Here is a 16,701-nt window from a genome sequence, read left to right as displayed (position 1 = left end):
CAAAATTGCAGACCGATAATCTTCCGGAATGTCAGATCCCGCAGCGACCAGCGCCATTAAGGGCGCCGGAGGCGTTACGGGCGGTCAGGCTTGGCCTGTCGCCCTGCTGCCCCTGCAATATGTGCCGGACGAAGTCATTATCAAGCTCAAGCCGGGAGTCGATCCCGACAGGCTAACTCATGACTACAACGGCGCAGGTTACCGCCGGGCATTCAAGCCCCGGCCCAAAAAGGCGGCCTTGCAAAGGGCGGCCGGACAAAAACTGCCCGATCTGACCAACATTTACCGCTGGAAATTGTCGCCGGGCGCCGATCTTCTCAAGGCGCTGGAAAAACTGAGACGCGACCCGCGGGTGATATACGCGGAACCGGTCAGCATCCCCGCCAAAACGACCACTCCCGACGATACCAATTACGGTTCCCAATGGCACCTCCCCCAGATCTCCGCGCCGGCGGGCTGGGATATTTCGACCGGCTCCTCGTCTGTCACGATCGCGATCGTCGACAGCGGTATCGATTACAGCCATCCGGACTTGGCGGGGCGGCTATGGGTCAACAGCGGCGAAACGGCGGACAACGGGATCGATGACGACGGCAACGGTTATATTGATGATATCAACGGCTGGAACTTTTGCTCCAGCGATAATAATATCTATGACGAAGGCGGGGGCATTATCGGCTCAGCCGGCCACGGGACGGAAGTGGCCGGAGCGGCGGCGGCGACGGGGAACAACGGAGAAGCGGTGGCGGGGCTGGATTGGTACGCCAGGATAATGGCGATCAAGACGAATGACGGCTACGACGCCATCGTCTACGCGGCCGATAACATTGGCGGCCCGTGCGTGATCAACTGCAGTTGGGGGGCGTACTTTTTCACCGAGTACATCCAGGATACGATCGATTATGCGATCGCGCTTGGCTGCGTGATAGTGGGCGGCGCCGGGAACGACGGGACCAGCCAACCGTTCTATCCGGCGGCGTTAAACGGGGTCATCTCGGTCGGCGGGCTCGATCCGGGAGGCGGCTCCCTATATAACAACGGCCCCTTTGTCGACATTTATGCTCCCGCGCAGGATATTTATACGACTCATTTGGGCGGCGGCGCAATCTCGGTCGACGGGACTTCGGTCGCGTCTCCGCTCGTTGCCGGCCTGGCATCGCTGATCCTGGCGCAAAACCCGGTGCTGACCCCCGCCCAGGTCAAGACCATTATCCGTCGTTCGGCGGACGATCTAAACCAGCCGGGGTGGGATTATTTCAGCGGCTGGGGGCGGATCAACGTTGCGCGCGCCCTGACGGAGATGGACACGACCAACTACCCCGAGTCACGCATTTTCTCGCCTATTCCCGCGGCTACTTATGAGCCGGGCGATATAATGGTCACCGGCCGGGCGGAATGCGTCGATTTTGCCTACTATATCGTGGAATGGGGCGAGGGGACCAGTCCGACTATTTGGTCGGTAACGGGAGTAACGTTGACGGCTGGAGGGACGACTCCCGTCGCGAACGGCGATCTGGCGACGATCAACTTCCCGGATAATGGGACCTATGCGATCCGCCTGACGACCTACGACAGTAGCGGCAACAATTCTCTCTCCACTACATATTTTGTAGTTGATAGCATGGCCAAGAGCGGGTACCCATTGACGCAGACAGAAGTTGTTTACGACCTGACCCGTGCGGACATGAACGCGGATGGATTCATGGAGATCGCGATCGGCTACGACGGGAAAGTCAGCATCCAGGCCGGCGATTATTCGACGCTCGCTTCCTGGCCGGCCACTACTCTATCGGGCAGTAAATCGATCGCCATTGGCGACATAAACAACGATCTGTTCAACGACGTGATCAGCAGCCAATGGTCGGCCGATCCGGCAGGGAATAAAATATATCTTTGGGGCGCCGACGGGATAATCGGCGCCGGATGGCCAAAAAGCCCGGTAAATGTGTGGGAAAACTTTTATGATTGCCTGGCCTTAAGTAAGCTTAATAGCCCGGATTATATCGATATAATCGCAGGGACAAGCACCGGGACGGCGGGGCGGGTATATTTCTTGGACAGCGGGGGGCTTAATCTGACCGGTTGGCCGTTGGCGCCCGGCCCTGTTAACCAGTGCGCCATTGGCGATTTTGACGGCAACGGGGAACAAGAGATCGTCTTCGATTACAGCATGAATTCGGAAGCGGATAACTACCTGAACATTGTTGATGGTAGCGGGGCGTACTCCTCCAGCAGCCCCTATATTTTAGCGTCGGGGGAAGCGGTCAGGGCTTATGCCGTGGCCGACCTGGATGGCAACGGAAGCGATGAGTACTTTGTTGGGACGGTGACGAACTTTAGAGGGTATAACGGCCAGTTTAGCCCGCTAACGGGATGGCCGCAGAACCACGAGACAACGAATATCGCTATCGGCGACGTCAACGGCGATGGCGCCCTGGAAATCGCCGCCAGCAATGCCGACAACACCTATCTTTATAATATGGCTGGAACGCCTCTCCCTGGCTGGCCAAAGGCGGCCGGCGGAAAGCTTTTACTGGGCGATGTTGACGGCGACGGGACGGCAGATATCCTGGCGATGTCTTCGAACCAGATCAACGCCTGGAACGGCGGCGGAGTTTCTCTCCCCGGCTTCCCCAAGACGATCAGCACTTCACTCGAAGAACATAACCGGATGATGCTCGGCAACTTCGACGGCGATTGCCGGACCGACTTGATCGCCGTCACGGAATGGTTTGAAGGAATGTCTGTCGGCTCCACCGTTTACTGGTGGGAACTCGACGCCGAATGGGAGCCGGAAGCAAACCCGTGGCCGCTTTTTACTCACGATTCCCGCCGCACTTACAATTATAACAGCGACATCATCCCGCCAACGATCGCGCCGGAATCGACAACCGCGATCGCCGGCTATCCGATCACGGTCGGCGCGACGTTCAGCGATCCGGCCGGGGTAGTGCGGGGAAGGGTCTATTACAAGCCAGCGGCCGAGTCGGCTTATAGCTATGTCGAAATGGCCAATATCTCCGGCGAAGAGTGGACGGCGGATATCCCGTTGGCCGTCGCCCAGTATAACCAGGAGATCAATTATTACTATGTCGCCCACGACCGTTACCTCAACCCCCGGCTCGAGCCGAATTGCGCCCCGCAAGACGTCCTTTCCGTCACCGTTACCGACCCGATCGCGCCGCTGATCGACCACCTGCCGCCGGCCACCGCCGAGGCATATCAACAACTGACGATAGAAGCGACAGTGACCGATAACGCCGCGGTCGATACCGTTTATCTCCATTTCCGGACGGCCGGCGAGACCGCCTGGCAAAGCTTGCCTATGTCCGGGACCGGATCGAGCTATAGCGCTAATATTGCCGCGCCTGCGGTCGTCCAGCCGGCGCTGGAATATTACCTGGAAGCGGTCGACGTTGCCAGCAATGCCATGACGACCGAAGTATATACGGTTGACATCGTTGATGCGCTCTCCCCGGCGGCGCCGACCGGAGTGGCGGCGACGAGCGAAGAAGAATCCCAGTCGACCGTCAGCTGGCTCCCGCCGGGAACGAATATCGACGGTTCGCCGCTGACCGACCTGGCCGGGTATATCGTTGCTTACCGCAACGTTGCCGCCGCCGGCGCCTGGATCGAAACGGATGCCGGCAATGTTGCCAGCGCTACCGTCACCGGCCTGGCCAACCACGACGAATACGAGTTCCGGGTCCTGGCGTACGATAACGCCGACCCGGTCAACTTAGGCCCCTGGTCGTCCACCGCGACCGCTACACCGGGGATCATTGACACCGATTCCGATACGGACGAAGAGACCGACACCTATGACGATACCGACACGATCGATGATACGGATACGATCGATGACACCGATACGAGCGATGATACCGATACGCCGGGCGGGGACGACGAGATCAGGGGCGGGGGCGGCGGCTGCGGTTGCTCGGTGATCGGGGCTTAGGCGAGGATAGACTTAGCGATCCGGCCGATCATTCCCGGCCGGCCGAGTTCCCCTTTTAGTTTAACGAACTCCTTTTTCATTTTCTCCTGCCGCTGAGTGTCGCGCAAAATAGCCAAAGCTTCTTGAGCGATCTTTTCCGCGGTCGCGTTTTCCATCACCAATTCAGGGATGACTAAATTATCCATCAGAATGTTCGGCATGCAGAAATATTTGATCTTCCGGTCGATCTTCAGGATATATTTGCCGGCCCAGTAAGTCAGCCGGGATAATTTATAGGTCATAATGTTGGGAACACCGAGCAGGGAGGCTTCGAAATTGATCGTTCCGGAAGTGCAGATCGCTAGATTGGACGAAGCGAGGGTCTCATACGTTTTGCCGAAGACCGCCATCGGCCGGAAGTCGCCGACCAGGGCGAATATCTCCTGAAAGAGATTGCGCGACGAGACCGGGATGAGAAACTCGGCGTCAGGGAGCTCCTTTTTTATCAATTCACCGGCTTTTAACAGGATCGGCAACAGCCCCCCGATCTCCTGCATCCGGCTTCCTGGACAGAGGGAAATACGGGGACTAGGGGATCGGGGACTAAGGGGCTGGGGGGCTTGGACAATGTCGATCAAAGGGTGCCCCTCGTAGATGACATTGGCGCCGGCGGCCTTATATGCTTCGTATTCGCGCGGAAAAATAGCGACGATCAGGTCGACGATCTGCGCGACATGTTTAACGCCGCGCGGCGTTCCCCAGAGCCACTCCTGCGGCGCGATGTAGTAAACAGTCTTGATGCCGACCGCTTTGCAGAACTTGGCGAGCGGCAGGTTGATCCCCTGCGAGTCGATCAGGATGACAAGATCAGGCTTTTCCGCTAAAACGAGCTTCTTGACCTTGCGGAAAATAGAAAATAGCGGGAAAACATTGGGCAGGGCTTCCAGGATCCCGATCGAACCGCGCTTGATGATGTCAAATCTAATATCAACACCGGCTTCGGCCAGCCGTTCGGAGCCGAGACCGAAAAACGCCAGGTCAGGGCGAAGCTTTTTCAGCTCCTTGACCAGGTACGAGCCGTGGACATCGCCGGAGACCTCCCCGGCGCTGACCATTATTTTCATATGCCGAGTTCGGGGATGTCGGGGAGAAGCAGCTCTTCCGCCTCTTCTTCCAGGGCGGTCTTCTTGCTGATCCCGCGGTGGCTTTCCTGTTCGAGGAAAGCGACGATCTGCTCGATCTCGGGGAGCGGCCGGAGCCGTTTCTTGATCTCTTTGGCGGCTTCGGCGGTAGTGTGGCCCGATTCGTAGAGGAGCTTGAACGCTTTCTTGATCTCCGAATGGGATTCCTGGCTGATGCCGCGCCGCTGGATGCCGATGCTGTTGATCCCGCGGACCTGCGCCGGGTTCCCTTCCACCAGCATGAACGGGGCGATATCCTGGGTGACCTTGGACTGGGCGCCGACCATCGTCAGCCGGCCGATCCGGCAGAACTGGTGGACCCCCGCCAGCCCGCCGATGATGACCTGGTCGCCGATCTCCGTGTAGCCGGCCAAACCGACGTACCCGCCGAGGATCACCTGGTTGCCGATCCGGCAGTTGTGCGGCACGTGGGCGTGGACCATGATGAAGCATTCGTTGCCGATACGCGTCTCCCCGCCGGCGGAAGGGATGTGGATCGTGACAAACTCGCGGATGATGTTCTTGTCGCCGATGATGATCTCGCCTTTTTCCCCTTTGTATTTAACGTCCTGGGGCGGCAGGCCGATCGCCGTCCCGTTGTGGATGGCGTTCTCCTTGCCGATCGTCGTCCAGCCGGTAATGAGGCAATGGGCGCCGACTTTCGTGCCGTCGCCGATCTTGACGTCGGCGCCGATCACGGTGTCGGGGCCGATCTCGACGTTCTTGCCCAGCACGGCGTTCTTGTGGACGGTTGCGGTTGGGTGGACCTTGGCGCTGCCGGCGGCCGGGTCTGCGAGCGAGAAGGTGAATTCGCCCTCAGCGGCGACTTCGCCGTTAACGGTCGCCTTCCCCTTCATTTTGCCGAGCGGGCCGCGCACCCAGACAGTTTCTACCTCCAGCCGGAGCTGGTCGCCGGGAATGACCTGCCGCCGGAAGCGGACGCCGTCGATCCCGGCAAAAAGGACGATCTTCCCTTCGGCCGAAGGCTGCCGGAGCGCCATGACGCAGCCGACCTGGGCGAGCGCTTCAATAATAAGAACGCCGGGCATGATCGGGATGCCGGGGAAATGGCCGGTGAATTGCGGCTCGTTCATCGTCACGTTCTTGATGGCGACGGCCCGTTTTCCTTCTTCCAGTTCGATCACCCGGTCGATCAGCAGGAAGGGGTAACGATGGGGGATCGTTTTCATGATCTCCTTGATATCGATGTTCACTTCGTTCATGGCTGTAATATCCTCCTTACTAATTCCGCGTTCAACTTGTGGCCGGAGCGGCTGGCCTTGAGCCGGGCCTTAAGCGGTCTTCCCAGCAGCGCCAGGTCGCCGATCAGGTCCAGTATCTTGTGGCGGGCCGGCTCATCGGGGAACCGGGGTTCGTTGACGTAGCCGCTGTTATTTAAGACCAGAGCGTTGTCGTAAGATGCCCCCAGACCCAAGCCCTGCGCTTTTAGCGCGTCGATCTCTTCAAGATAGCCAAATGTCCGGGCCGGGGCGATCTCCGCCTTATAGCTCATTTTTTCAGCGTTATAAGCGAATTTCTGCTCTCCAACCCCTTTAAAGTCTACCATAAATTCGACCTCGAAGCCATCGTAAGGGAAGGCTTCCAGGGAGGCATCCTGGGTGGTTAGGCGGATAGGTTGTTGAATGATGAGAGGGGTAAGTAGTGAGGAGAGGGGGAGAATTCCCGCCTTTTCCAAGGCCTCAACCCAAGGCAAAGCACTCCCATCTAGAACAGGAATTTCCGGCCCCTGAACAATAACGGCAAGGTTGTCGATGCCAAGGCCGGCGGCGGCCGAAAGAAGATGCTCGACCATGGCCACGTTGCCAATTGTAGTTGCCCGTTTTGTCGCGGTTACGTTAGACAGGATTGCTCGGGTCCCGTTGAACGTTACCCCGGCGCCTGCTTCAGCTGGCGCGACCGTCGCGGAGACCTTTGCCCCGCTATGCAGCCCGATCCCCTCCAGGGTAAAAGCCTTTTTGATCGTTGTTTGGAATTTCGGGTTTCGCATTTCGGATTTGTTTAGAATTTAGAGTTTAGTATTTCGAGTTTTGGTTATCTTGGTTCAGGCCTGGCAATCGGCACATTTTCTTTTTCTCCATAAAGCTTGTAGAAGCTGAGGATCTTTTCGCTCTTCAGCTCTTTGCCTTCTTTGTCGAAGACCGTGCGGGTCACTTCGGTCTTGAACGGCGCGTCGGCGGCCAGCACCGCCCGGACCGTGGCCGGGACGTACCCGGATTCGGTCAGCATATGAACGCGCGGGTAGGTGAACTTGACCGTCTTGCCGGTCGGCGTCCCGTAGAGCCGGAAAGAGAGCCGCCGGTTGGTGGCAAGCGCCTTGATCAGGAGCGGGTGGCCGGTGTCGTTCTCGAACTTGAAATCGAGCGACGGGGGGAACACGCCGGCGTCGCGGCCGAGCGGGTAGATATTAAAATACATCGAATGGCTCCGCCGCTGGACGACCTTGACGTCGGCCAGCTGGATGGTGTTGTACAGGGTTGTTGCGATCTGGCAGGAGCCGCCGCCCAGCTGCGGGACCAGTTCCCCCTTCATGATCACGAAAGCTTCCTTGAACCCGCGTTCCGGCGTGATGTCGCCCAGGATGTCCCCGACCGAAAAAACCTCGCCCGGCATCAGGATGGTGTTGTTGATCCAGGAGGCGACCAGCCGGATGTTGTGGATTCGGTTAGGCGAATCGTGTTTGCCGTAATAGGTGGTGAAGGCGGAGAGGCGGTGAGCCGGCGGCGCGGCGCGGAGCTCCTTTTCCGTGATGTACGGCTCCTCGTACTCAATGACGACCGGGAAGGTCTTTTTTTCGGCCGCCAGGGCGGCCTTGAACTCTTTGACGGTGTCATCGATATTGACCTCGCGCCCCATTTCCTCCGGTTCGATATGGTAGCCGCCGGTCTCTTCGTAAAGGATGATCGAAGCGTCCTGGGAATCGGAGCGGATCTTGTTGGCCAGGGTTTCCAGCGCATCGCGCAATTTGTTCTCGTTCAGCGACAGGACAACAGGGCAGTGGATCATCCCCTCGGTCAGGCGCTCCTTCAGCTCCCGGATATAGCCATCCTGGTGGGTCATTTTAAAGGCCTGTTTTATGCTCTCTTCGTAGTTGACGGTGACGCCGAGCTCTTCGGGGGAATAAGAGAAACTTTCTTTTTCCGCCTCAAAGGAAACGGCCGGCGCGAAGACCTGGGAAGGGTTCAGGGAGCGGATCTTGTCGAGGGCTTGCGGCTGGTCGAGCCCGGAGACGTTGACCGCGCCGATATAGGTCTGCGCGGGGAATTTCTCCTGGACCTGGAAGAAATCAAAGCCGATCAGGCCGGCCGTGACGAGCAGCGAGGCTGCCGCCACGACCCCGAATACTTTGATCAGCGTCCTCAACTAACGGGCTGCTAGGCGAGGATCTTGGAAACCGCGCCGGCGCCGACCGTGCGGCCGCCTTCGCGGATCGCGAAGCGGAGGCCTTCTTCCACGGCGACGTCGGTGATCAGCTCAACGGTCATCACGATGTTGTCGCCCGGCATGACCATTTCGACCTTGTCCGGCAGCTTGATCTCGCCGGTCACGTCGGTCGTGTTGATGAAGAACTGCGGTTTGTAACCGTTGAAGAACGGCGTGTGGCGGCCGCCCTCTTCCTTGGTCAGCACGTAAACCTGGGCTTCGAACTTCTTGTGGGGCTTGATCGAGCCGGGTTTGGCGACGACCATGCCGCGCATCAGCTCTTCTTTTTCCACGCCGCGCAGGAGCAGGCCGATGTTGTCGCCGGCCAGGCCTTCGTCCAGCGTCTTGCGGAACATTTCGACGCCGGTGGCGACGGCTTTCTTATGGCTGCCGAGACCGATGATCTCGACCTCTTCGCCGACCTTGACCCGTCCGCGGGTGATGCGGCCGGTGCCGACGGTGCCGCGGCCGGTGATGGTGAAGACGTCTTCGATCGGCATCAGGAACGGCTGGTCGAGCGGCCGCTGCGGGTTCGGGATGTAGTTGTCAACGGCGTCCATCAGCTCCAGGATGCACTTGGCGGCTTCGCCTTTCGGGTCCGGGTTTTCCATCGCCTTGAGGGCGGAACCGCGGATGACCGGCACTTTATCGCCGTCGAATTTGTACTTATTGAGCAGGTCGCGGGTCTCCACCTCGACCAGGTCGATCAGCTCTTTGTCGTCCACCATGTCGCACTTGTTCAGGAACACGACCATGGCCGGAACGTTGACCTGGTGGGCTAACAGGATATGTTCGCGGGTCTGCGGCATGGGGCCGTCGGTGGCGGCCACGACCAGGATCGCGCCGTCCATCTGGGCCGCGCCGATGACCATGTTCTTGACGTAGTCGGCGTGTCCGGGGCAGTCGATGTGGGCGTAATGCCGCTTGTCGGTCTCGTACTCGACGTGGGCGATGGCGATGGTGATACCGCGGGCCTTTTCTTCCGGCGCGCTGTCGATCTCGTCGAACTTCTTCGCCTTGGCCATGCCCTTGGCGGCCAGCACGCTGGTGATCGCCGAGGTCAGCGTGGTCTTACCGTGGTCGACGTGCCCGATCGTCCCGACGTTGCAGTGCGGTTTTTTTCTCTCGAATTTTTCTCTTGCCATGATACATACCTCCTAAAGTGATTCGTGACCTATTTTTTAGGCAACGTTGTATTATACCCTAAAACCGGGGGGGATTGTCAAGTTGTAAAACCGGGATATCTGCTATAATAGCCACACGGTGAGCAGGTGGAAGGGCTGCCGGTTTGCCATGAGAACAAAAGGGGGCTTCACTTTAATAAGCACGATCATGGTGATGGTGATCCTGAGCATCATCGTGGCGATCGCTTTTTCCGTATACCGCAATTTTGAGCCGGTCGCCCAGGAATCGGTGGAAAAATCGACGGCCGAGGCGATCAAGACCGGGGTCATGATCTACTTCCTCGACCCGCAGCAGGGCGGGACCAGGAACTTCCCCCCCGAGCTGGATTCGGCCGAGGCCGGGTCCTATGCCACCAACACCAACCCTTTTTTTGGCGTGGTCCTGCAGGAGCCGGTCAAGAGGGATTGGCAGAAGTTGAGCGCGAACACCTGGCAATTCACCCCGACCGGCAATACTTATGAGTACCGCGTCGAACTTTCCGGCTTGTTCCGGCTGATCGAAGCGCCGACCACCACGACCATCATGCCGCCGCCAACGACAACTCCATTGACCACGACCAGCACGACTTCAACGACTACCAGTACCACAACAACCACGACTTCTACGTCGACTACGACCAGCACAACGACCACGTCAACAACAACGTCCTCAACGTCGACTACGACATCGACAACCACTACAGCGGCGCCAACTACGACGACCACAACCACCACCACGGTCACGACCACCACGACGCCGCCGGCGCCGCCCAGCGTTGTGACCCAGGCAGCTACCAGCATCGGCCGCAACAACGCCCGCCTGAACATGACCTATAATTTCGGGGGGTACGCGACCGGGCAAGTGCAGTTCAAATACCGGCGGTCCGGCGTAGCGACCTGGACCTATACGGCTTGGGCGATCAGGAACGGTTCGGGTTCGTATAACACGAACCGGAGCGGCTTAACCAGGAACAGCCTCTATTATTTCGTGGCGCGGCTGCAATACAGCGGAGGGGAGATCGAGGGGGCCCAGTTGTCGTTCACGACCCTTCCTTAAGGTTCGGGGTCGCGGTCTGGTTGGTGGCGCCGCTCCAGTTCTTTTAGCATATTATCCACGGATGTTTGTAAAGTAGCCAGCTCGTCCTTGTCGGTCGGTGCGGCCAGCTTTGCCCCCTGCATCAGGTTACAGTGGTCCATTATTTGGTTTAATTCTTTATTGACCCGGTCGATCGGCGCGATCACCAGCGGCTGCAGGATCAGCAAGGTGACCAGCCCGGTGAAAAAGAAAGCGGATAGGCGAATGATCGACAACAAACTGGAGAACATCTGGGATTGGAAATAAAGGGTCCGGGGCATTTCGATGCGAAAGACCAGGGCCGGCCGGCGAAAAACGTCATTCATCAGCAGATAGCCGACCATCGTTTGTTTATGATTGTCCAGCTTGATCGGTGAAGAAGCGAGGGCCGGGAGGGCTGCCTTGACGTCGGCAGGGATGTTTTCCTGGTTGAGCGAATAAGCCTGGGCATAAAGATGGGTCACCGAGGTCAGGCGCCTGAGACGGAACGCGTCAAAATAACGGCCCATTACCAATGTCCCCCTGATCGGGCCGGTTTGGCTGCTTTGAATGATCGGCCGGGCATTGACCAGCATTGCCCCTTCGGGCATCATGATCACTCCCTGGCTCCCTTTATTGATCACTTTGCAAGTAAAACCGGCGATCAGCGCCTTTTCGGCCGCCGAACCGAGCGGCTGAAGCGTATCGGCCGAATTGTTATAACCGGAAGCGTACACCACCCGGCCTTTTTCGTCGAACATCATCAGCAAATGGATCCGGAGGTTGTCAAAGGTTTGCGGGGTCAGGTTGGACCGGCGGTATTTTTCGTTCTTATCCCGGACAAAGGCGTAGGTATCGTCCCAATAAGCCCAGTCCCGGCAGGTGTCGTCGTAACTGGTAAAAGAATCGTTGATAAAGTAGAGGACCCGGCCCATGTCGCTGATCGCGTAATCGCGCTCCAGTTTATCGAAATTGCCGAAGATAAGCTTCTTGCCGATCTGGTCGGAAGCGAAAAAGAAGAAAATAAAAGTAACAATTATGGCGAGCAGCAATTTCAAACGGAAGTTCATGGCTCTCCTTTGCCCGATTGGATCAAAAAGCCCGCGGCCGGAATCGAACCGGCGACCTTTTCCTTACCATGGAAATGCTCTACCAACTGAGCTACACGGGCCCGCGGCCATTATATCAAAAGAACTCGGACTTTTTAAGTAGCGGGTCGAAGTCGTACTTGGCCAGGGCCTCTTTCGCCCCCTCTTCCCGGTCGACCACGGAAATGACCTTGACCACCTTTGCCCCGGCTTGCTCGACCGCCTCGATCGCCTGCCGGGCGGAGCCGCCGGTCGTGGCGACGTCCTCGACGATGACGACGTTCCAGCCGGGGGCGATATGCCCCTCGATCTTTTGCCGGGTCCCGTGTTCCTTCTCCTTTTTCCGGACGATAAAGCCGGGGAGGTCGGAGAGGGTGACGACGGCGCCGGTGATCGGGTCGGCGCCCAGGGTCATGCCGCCAACGGCGTCGACCTTGAGCCCTTTGATCTTTTCCAGGACGAGCTTGCCGACCAGTTTCGCCCCCCTGGGGTGCAGCGTTACCTTGCGGCAGTCCACGTAAAAATCGCTTTTCTTCCCCGAGGAGAGGGTAAAATCGCCGGTCTTGACCGCGCCGGTATCTTTTAATAATTTTTTGAGTTCATTGACCGCGTCCATCAGCTTGATTATACCAGATTGCCGGGGTAATATTAACCATCATGGGCGACAGCGAACAGATCGATATAGAAGTACCGGCCGCAGCCGAAAGCATAGTTAAACAGCGGCCGCTCGGGGCGTCAATAATAAGGGAGGAGTTTTTTATGGGGTTTGCGATCTCGGGGCTATTATTTTTGGTCATTATGTTGGTCGGCGGCTTCTGCAGCCTGATCGTCCTGGCGGCAACCAGCACGTTCCTGGGCGGGGCTGCGTTCGTCGTTACTTTTTTCCTGGCCTGGTTCGTCAGCGCGGCGGTCCGCATCGCCCTGCAGTGGGAAAGGGCGATCGTTCTCCGGCTCGGTAAGCTGAAAGGGTTAAGAGGGCCGGGGATGTTCTTCATCATCCCGATCATCGAAGCGGCCGCGGTCATTGATACCCGGGTCCAGACGCTCGATATCCCGAAACAACAAGTTATAACCAAGGACAACGTCCCGGTGGCGATCGACGCGGTCCTCTACTTCAAGGTCGTCGACCCGATCGCGGCCATTGTCAACGTCCAGAGCTACACCTACGCGGTCTCGAACTTCGCCCAGGCGACGCTGCGCGACGTGATCGGCGGCATGACCCTTGACGAGCTCCTGGCCGAGCGGCAGAAGATCGGCGAGGAGATCGAGAAGTTCGTCGAGGCGGAAAGCAAGAACTGGGGGCTGGAGATCACCAACATCAAGATCCAGGACATCAACATGCCGGAGGACCTGAAACGGATGATGTCGCGCCAGGCGTCGGCCGAGCGGGAAAAGCGGGCGAACATTACCAAGGCGGAAGGGGACATGCTGGCGGCGGTCAACCTGGCGGCAGCGGCCAAGACGATGGCGGCCAGCAATGGGGCGATGCAGTTGCGTACCCTTCAGACGATCGACGGGCTAGGTCCGACCGCGTCCAACACGGTTGTCCTGGCCGTGCCGATCGAGATCATGGAGGCCATCATGGCCTTCAAGAAAAATCAAGAGGCTAAATAGCTAAGCTTAATCTGCTACCAGGGCAAAAGCGATCAGGCCGCAGAGGATCAGGAATAACCCGAGTCCGCCCCGGACCAGAGCGAGCAGGTCGCCCCACCAGAGAAATACCAACCAGGCGCCGAGGGCGATGAGAGCGAGGCCGAGGATAACCTTGATAAGCTTGCTGACCATTGTAGAGTCCTCCTTATATCCCTTAATTCCTCCGGGATTATAACAAGGGAGGACGGTTATCGCAAGCAGTTACTCTTCCGTAACTTCTTCGACCGGGGCGACCTTGGCGATCTTTTCCATCCGCGAGGCGATGATGTCGCCGACCGGGATCTTGGCCCAGCCGACATAGGTATACCCTAACGGTCCGAGGTTAAAAGAGATCCTGACTTTGTACCAGTTGCCGTCGTTGGACATGTCGAGGAGCTTAACGTCGATCGGGATATCAAACACGATATTCGAGTTCTCGTCCGGGACAGAGTAGAGCTTTTTGACCTGCAGGGAATACGGCTCATGGGCAGCGGCAAAACCGACCCCGGCCAGGATGACCAATCCGAGAATTACAACTAAGGCTTTTTTCATATAGATAGCACCTCTCTCTACCTATATTATCGGGTTATTAGGGGAAAAACTTGCGTGCCGGGTCTAGAACTTGAGGAGGTCTTTGATAGCGCCTTTGGCCTTTTCTTCGAGCTCTTTTTTGACCTCGGCTGCCTTAGTGGCTACCTCGGTTTTGGCAGATTCGACGATCTCGACTTTCTTTGCTTCGATCTTGGCCTTGACCTTTTCGGTCAAGACCTCGAGCGGCTTGTCTAAAATTGGCTTAGGAAAGGGCTTTTTTAGGTCACCGGTCATCTCAAACGAGAGCTCGAACCACCCTTTGGCGTCCTTGAAGATCGAGTACTCCCGGGGGAGGTCTTTGGTCAGGTGGGGAGCAAGCTTAAGCGTCAGTTTATTGCCCGGCACCCATTTCAGGCTTTTTAGGTCGGCTCCGCCGTTGAAATAAAGCTTAAAATCCGCTTCCTCGACTTTCAGCGCCTTGGCGGTAACGACCCGGTTGGCAAAAGAAAAGGCCGTGTAAAGGGCGCCGAACTTGAGGTCCTGCTGGAGAGAGGTCGACTTCAGGGTCTTCCCGATCTCGGCCAGGGTTTTTAGCCTTTTTAATTCGCCATTCTTCAGGACCAATGAACCGTGCAAATTCAGGTTCGACATAATGGCGTCCGGCTCCACGCCGCGGCCGGTCAGGGAGGTGGAAATATCGAGTGTCCCGTAGACCTTATTGACCAGGTCCTTTGAATCGGGCATACCGGTCAAGAAGGTTTCGACCACGGCGTTCGAGAACGGGCTCGCGTTGAAGCCGGACAGCCGGAGATCCTTCACTTCGTAAGCGAGGCCGGGGGTATTCAAGTTCGCCTGCAAGTTGCCGGAGAGGAGCCCCTCGTAGATCTTGACCCCTTTCAGTTTGACCGTCGCGACCTTGTTGGCCAGGCCGAGCGATGCGTCGATCTTGTCGACCTTGAATTTCTGGAACGTCAGGTTGGCGACATCCAGGTTAACATTGGCGGAGACATTTCTGGGAATTGCCGCGGTCAGGCCATTGACCATTTTGGTCAGCTCGCCCGGCTTCGGTTTGGCCGACGGGGTTTTGGCCGCGCCGGCAAAGATGGCCAGCAGCGGGTCGACATTGAACTTTTGCGAACTGATCGTCGCGTTCAGCCGCGGCGCCTTGCGCCAGCCGCTGACGGCCGCGCCGGCCGAGAGGCTTTCTCCCGCGATCGACAGGGTTAAGTTCTTGACGTTGATCGTTTCCGACGCCAGGCTGACGCCGATCTGGCCGCCGAGGGAGAGGGGGATCTCTTTCCCCTGATAGGTGGCGACGGCCGAAGCGGCCAGGTCGATCGGCTTGACGAGCGCCAGCTCGAACCCGCCCACCTTCAGGTTAAAGTTCTTGACCTCGTTGACCGTGCCGGCCGCGCGGTCGGCATACGTCAGCTTGGCGTTCTTGATGCTAAAGGAGGAAACGAAAAGGTCGAAAGGCGGCTTGGCGGCCGGCTTGTCCGGCTGTTTTGCCGCCGGTTTGCCGTTCCCGGCAACCATGTCCGAGAAATTGAATTCGCCGCGGGCGTTCTTCTCGACCAGGATCTGCGGCTTGACCAGGGCGATCTCCTTGATGATCACCTGCCGGGAGAAGAGCGGCCAGAAAGCATAGCGGAGCTCGATCGCGTCGGCCGTGACGAACGGCTGTTTGGCAAATCCCGGCCGGTTGCCGACGTACAAGCCCTGCAGTTTAATGCCGGAAAAGAGGTCGAACGAGACCTTATCTATCTTGACCTCGCGGTGGATCGTCTCGCTGATCTTGGCCACGGCAAAATCCTTGATCTTTTCCAGCGGGAAGACAAAGGGGAGGGCGACTATCCCGATGACCAGCAAGAGGAGCAGCCCTCCCGCCGCGATCCCCGCCCATTTGAGCGTTTTTTTCAGCATAGCTTTTAATTTATCCTTTTAACGGTGTAACCGAGCTCTTTAAGCTTTTTGATGATGCCGATGGCGGAGAGCTCGGCGGGATTGAAAGTGACCGACAGGGCGTTATTGTTGACGTCGATCGCGGCGTCGTCCGCCCCCAGGGCTTTGAGCTCGCCGATCACGTTGTCGGCCTCTTGCTCTCCCAGCCCCTCTTCCAGGGAATAGCGCTGGGTAAGATTGCCGGTCCGGCCCGGCAGCTGGTATTCAGCGTCATCTTTGATCGGCTTTTTGGCCGCGGGCTTCTTAAGTGCGGTTTTTTTCGGCAGCCGGACCGATTTTTTGGCGACTTTCCTGGCCTTGCGGATAACGCGCTTTTTCTTTTTAACGGCTTTCTTTTTCTTTACCCGCCGCACGATCTTTTTGCGGGCCTTGCCTTCGGCCGAGCGGACAGCGACCGGCGCCAAAGGTACTAGCCCCAGCAAAAAAGCGCCGAGCAACAGGAGGGAGAGGAGCCGCTTCATTATTTTGTGCTGATCTTCAACAGGGAATACAACGGGCACCAGCCGGCCAGGCCGGTCAGCATCAGGATAAGCCCGACAACGACCAGGAGCCAAGCCACTAGGCCGCTGACCGGCACGTAAGTCGCCAGCAGCAGCAGGACGCCACCGATGATGATCCGGGCGAAACGGTCAAAGGTGCTCATGTTCATCTTAATATCTGACATTATTAACCCTCCTTTAGGGATCGGCTACAGCATTATTATAGCGTTGCA

15 protein-coding genes and 1 tRNA gene are annotated in these 16,701 nt (G+C 57.8%); 3 read left to right on the top strand and 13 right to left on the bottom strand.

The annotated features are described in order from the left end of the window. Window positions 1-28 precede the first annotated feature (28 nt). Window positions 29-3,958, top strand: coding sequence for a S8 family serine peptidase (locus tag WC529_02915; protein ID MFA5113230.1), 3,930 nt, complete (start codon window positions 29-31; stop codon window positions 3,956-3,958). On the opposite strand, the gene lpxB is transcribed toward WC529_02915, so the two are convergent. Genes lpxB through tuf form a run of 5 tightly spaced genes read right to left on the bottom strand, consistent with a single transcriptional unit; the run spans window position 3,955 to window position 9,704 of the window. After that, window positions 3,955-5,052, bottom strand: a complete 1,098-nt coding sequence (gene lpxB / locus WC529_02910) for a lipid-A-disaccharide synthase (GenBank protein MFA5113229.1) — start codon at window positions 5,050-5,052, stop codon at window positions 3,955-3,957. The two genes, WC529_02915 and lpxB, sit on opposite strands and share 4 nt — an antisense overlap. Before the next feature lie 5 nt (window positions 5,053-5,057). Next, window positions 5,058-6,341 (bottom strand): acyl-ACP--UDP-N-acetylglucosamine O-acyltransferase, encoded by a 1,284-nt coding sequence (gene lpxA, locus WC529_02905; protein MFA5113228.1) that lies wholly within the window; start codon window positions 6,339-6,341, stop codon window positions 5,058-5,060. Continuing rightward, entirely contained in the window at window positions 6,338-7,126 is a 789-nt protein-coding gene (gene lpxC / locus WC529_02900) for a UDP-3-O-acyl-N-acetylglucosamine deacetylase (GenBank protein ID MFA5113227.1), read from the bottom strand. Before lpxC ends, lpxA begins: the two co-directional genes overlap by 4 nt. A gap of 44 nt (window positions 7,127-7,170) precedes the next feature. Next, window positions 7,171-8,499: a VanW family protein gene (locus WC529_02895; protein MFA5113226.1), complete on the bottom strand. Its 1,329-nt coding sequence runs from the start codon at window positions 8,497-8,499 to the stop codon at window positions 7,171-7,173. Window positions 8,500-8,510: 11 nt separating this feature from the next. Then, the gene (gene tuf / locus WC529_02890; GenBank protein ID MFA5113225.1) at window positions 8,511-9,704 is read right to left on the bottom strand and encodes an elongation factor Tu; all 1,194 of its coding nucleotides are present in this window, start codon (window positions 9,702-9,704) and stop codon (window positions 8,511-8,513) included. Between the two features lie 118 nt (window positions 9,705-9,822). On the opposite strand from tuf, the gene WC529_02885 reads away from it, so the two are divergent. Beyond that, window positions 9,823-10,779 (top strand): hypothetical protein, encoded by a 957-nt coding sequence (locus WC529_02885; protein MFA5113224.1) that lies wholly within the window; start codon window positions 9,823-9,825, stop codon window positions 10,777-10,779. On the opposite strand, the gene WC529_02880 is transcribed toward WC529_02885, so the two are convergent. The 3 genes from WC529_02880 to pyrE all read right to left on the bottom strand — a co-directional run bounded on the left by WC529_02880 (window position 10,776) and on the right by pyrE (window position 12,480). After that, window positions 10,776-11,846: a CHASE4 domain-containing protein gene (locus WC529_02880; GenBank protein MFA5113223.1), complete on the bottom strand. Its 1,071-nt coding sequence runs from the start codon at window positions 11,844-11,846 to the stop codon at window positions 10,776-10,778. The genes WC529_02885 and WC529_02880 overlap by 4 nt on opposite strands. 28 nt (window positions 11,847-11,874) lie before the next feature. After that, a tRNA-Thr gene (locus WC529_02875) sits at window positions 11,875-11,947 on the bottom strand. Between the two features lie 14 nt (window positions 11,948-11,961). Further along, window positions 11,962-12,480, bottom strand: coding sequence for an orotate phosphoribosyltransferase (pyrE, locus tag WC529_02870; GenBank protein ID MFA5113222.1), 519 nt, complete (start codon window positions 12,478-12,480; stop codon window positions 11,962-11,964). Between the two features lie 41 nt (window positions 12,481-12,521). Here pyrE and WC529_02865 point away from each other — a divergent pair, with 41 nt between their 5' ends. After that, on the top strand, window positions 12,522-13,478 hold the full coding sequence (locus tag WC529_02865) for an SPFH domain-containing protein (protein MFA5113221.1): 957 nt from the start codon (window positions 12,522-12,524) through the stop codon (window positions 13,476-13,478). Between the two features lie 6 nt (window positions 13,479-13,484). On the opposite strand, the gene WC529_02860 is transcribed toward WC529_02865, so the two are convergent. From WC529_02860 to WC529_02840, 5 genes are all read right to left on the bottom strand, one after another. Continuing rightward, entirely contained in the window at window positions 13,485-13,649 is a 165-nt protein-coding gene (locus WC529_02860) for a hypothetical protein (protein ID MFA5113220.1), read from the bottom strand. A 69-nt stretch (window positions 13,650-13,718) separates the two neighbouring features. After that, window positions 13,719-14,048, bottom strand: coding sequence for a hypothetical protein (locus tag WC529_02855; protein ID MFA5113219.1), 330 nt, complete (start codon window positions 14,046-14,048; stop codon window positions 13,719-13,721). 63 nt (window positions 14,049-14,111) lie between these two features. Next, window positions 14,112-15,950: an AsmA family protein gene (locus WC529_02850; protein ID MFA5113218.1), complete on the bottom strand. Its 1,839-nt coding sequence runs from the start codon at window positions 15,948-15,950 to the stop codon at window positions 14,112-14,114. Window positions 15,951-15,955: 5 nt separating this feature from the next. After that, window positions 15,956-16,450: a hypothetical protein gene (locus WC529_02845; protein ID MFA5113217.1), complete on the bottom strand. Its 495-nt coding sequence runs from the start codon at window positions 16,448-16,450 to the stop codon at window positions 15,956-15,958. Continuing rightward, window positions 16,450-16,653 carry a DUF2892 domain-containing protein gene (locus WC529_02840; protein ID MFA5113216.1) on the bottom strand — a complete coding sequence of 68 codons (204 nt, stop codon included), beginning with the start codon at window positions 16,651-16,653 and terminating at the stop codon, window positions 16,450-16,452. Before WC529_02840 ends, WC529_02845 begins: the two co-directional genes overlap by 1 nt. Between the last annotated feature and the right edge of the window lie 48 nt (window positions 16,654-16,701).

This window comes from Candidatus Margulisiibacteriota bacterium, from assembly GCA_041650855.1.
In the GTDB taxonomy this organism is placed as follows: domain Bacteria; phylum Margulisbacteria; class WOR-1; order O2-12-FULL-45-9; family XYB2-FULL-48-7; genus JALOPZ01.
The sequence above is the reverse complement of the archived record's forward strand: the minus strand, read 5'-3'. Positions and strand labels throughout refer to the sequence as shown.

What these genes read in the sequence shown, in the direction of transcription:
- WC529_02915 (MFA5113230.1), top strand. Translation starts at nt 29, where the DNA reads ATGTCAGATCCCGCAGCGACCAGCGCCATTAAGGGCGCCGGAGGCGTT.
- lpxB (MFA5113229.1), bottom strand. Translation starts at nt 5,052, where the DNA reads ATGGTCAGCGCCGGGGAGGTCTCCGGCGATGTCCACGGCTCGTACCTG.
- lpxA (MFA5113228.1), bottom strand. Translation starts at nt 6,341, where the DNA reads ATGAACGAAGTGAACATCGATATCAAGGAGATCATGAAAACGATCCCC.
- lpxC (MFA5113227.1), bottom strand. Translation starts at nt 7,126, where the DNA reads ATGCGAAACCCGAAATTCCAAACAACGATCAAAAAGGCTTTTACCCTG.
- tuf (MFA5113225.1), bottom strand. Translation starts at nt 9,704, where the DNA reads ATGGCAAGAGAAAAATTCGAGAGAAAAAAACCGCACTGCAACGTCGGG.
- WC529_02880 (MFA5113223.1), bottom strand. Translation starts at nt 11,846, where the DNA reads ATGAACTTCCGTTTGAAATTGCTGCTCGCCATAATTGTTACTTTTATT.
- pyrE (MFA5113222.1), bottom strand. Translation starts at nt 12,480, where the DNA reads ATGGACGCGGTCAATGAACTCAAAAAATTATTAAAAGATACCGGCGCG.
- WC529_02865 (MFA5113221.1), top strand. Translation starts at nt 12,522, where the DNA reads ATGGGCGACAGCGAACAGATCGATATAGAAGTACCGGCCGCAGCCGAA.
- WC529_02860 (MFA5113220.1), bottom strand. Translation starts at nt 13,649, where the DNA reads ATGGTCAGCAAGCTTATCAAGGTTATCCTCGGCCTCGCTCTCATCGCC.
- WC529_02855 (MFA5113219.1), bottom strand. Translation starts at nt 14,048, where the DNA reads ATGAAAAAAGCCTTAGTTGTAATTCTCGGATTGGTCATCCTGGCCGGG.
- WC529_02850 (MFA5113218.1), bottom strand. Translation starts at nt 15,950, where the DNA reads ATGCTGAAAAAAACGCTCAAATGGGCGGGGATCGCGGCGGGAGGGCTG.
- WC529_02845 (MFA5113217.1), bottom strand. Translation starts at nt 16,450, where the DNA reads ATGAAGCGGCTCCTCTCCCTCCTGTTGCTCGGCGCTTTTTTGCTGGGG.
- WC529_02840 (MFA5113216.1), bottom strand. Translation starts at nt 16,653, where the DNA reads ATGTCAGATATTAAGATGAACATGAGCACCTTTGACCGTTTCGCCCGG.